Source organism: Methylobacterium sp. AC315, from assembly GCF_979253755.1.
In genome coordinates this window covers 1-243 of record NZ_CEEDEA010000119.1, presented here as the reverse complement: position 1 = coordinate 243, position 243 = coordinate 1, and the positions used below count along the sequence as shown (strand labels likewise).

Here is a 243-nt window from a genome sequence, read left to right as displayed (position 1 = left end):
CTCATGGAGGCCCAGGTCGGCGTGGTCCGCGATGCCGCCTGCTCGAAGCTCACAGCGAGACCTGCGACGCCGCCCTGGTGGCGCTGATGATCGCCCGCGGAGCGCGCACCCGCCGGGAGAGCCGCGGCGCCCACTGGCGCAGCGACTTTCCGCATGTCGCCCCGGCAGCCCACACGGACACGCCGCTCGCCACGCTGAACGCCGAGTACCGCGAAACCACGACCGCCGGGACGGAGTTGGCAT

Annotated in this window: 1 pseudogene; it reads left to right on the top strand. The window is 72.8% G+C overall.

Features of this window, described 5'->3' with window-relative positions:
- Positions 1–243 (top strand): annotated as a pseudogene (locus tag AC0IY0_RS28945) (hypothetical protein); the annotation flags it as partial.